General features: G+C 47.8%; 1 protein-coding gene. It reads left to right on the top strand.

From position 1 onward, the window contains the following. The coding region (locus R7O13_RS25695) for an ATP-binding cassette domain-containing protein (protein WP_318305049.1) at positions 1 to 829 on the top strand (829 nt) is incomplete at both ends.

The following is an 829-nucleotide window of genomic DNA, read 5'->3' as shown; positions in this document are numbered from 1 at the left end:
CTTGACCGTGGTGAAGGTATTCCATGGGAAGGTAACTACACCTCTTGGCTAGAGCAGAAAGATGCACGTCTACAACAAGAAGCATCACAAGAAAGCGCTCGCCAAAAGACCATCGAAAAAGAACTTGAATGGGTACGTAAAAACCCTAAAGGTCGCCAAGCAAAATCTAAAGCACGTATGGCGCGCTTTGAAGAGCTACAAAACACTGAGCACCAAAAACGTAACGAAACCAACGAGCTGTTCATCCCACCAGGTGAGCGTCTAGGTGACAAAGTGATTGAAGTGAAGAACCTGACTAAGTCGTTTGACGGTCGCGTTCTGATTGATGACCTATCGTTCAACATGCCTAAAGGTGCGATCGTGGGTATCATCGGTGCCAACGGCGCGGGTAAATCAACGCTATTCAAGATGCTAAGCGGCACTGAACAACCTGACTCAGGTACCATTGAGATGGGTGACACAGTGAAACTCGCATCTGTTGAGCAGTTCCGTGATTCAATGAACGATAAGAACACGGTATTCCAAGAGATTTCTGAAGGCGCTGACATCATCAAGATCAACAACTTTGAAATCCCTGCGCGTGCGTACTGTTCACGTTTCAACTTCAAAGGCTCAGACCAACAGAAAGTGATTGGCGAGCTATCTGGTGGTGAGCGTAACCGTGTACACCTAGCAAAACTGCTTAAAGCGGGCGGTAACGTACTACTACTCGACGAACCAACCAACGACCTTGACGTTGAAACGCTACGTGCTTTAGAAGAAGCACTACTAGAGTTCCCGGGCTGTGCAATGGTTATCTCGCACGACCGTTGGTTCCTAGACCGTATTG

The organism is Vibrio sp. Y176, from assembly GCF_033438945.1.
This window is presented reverse-complemented; position numbering and strand designations above follow the sequence as displayed.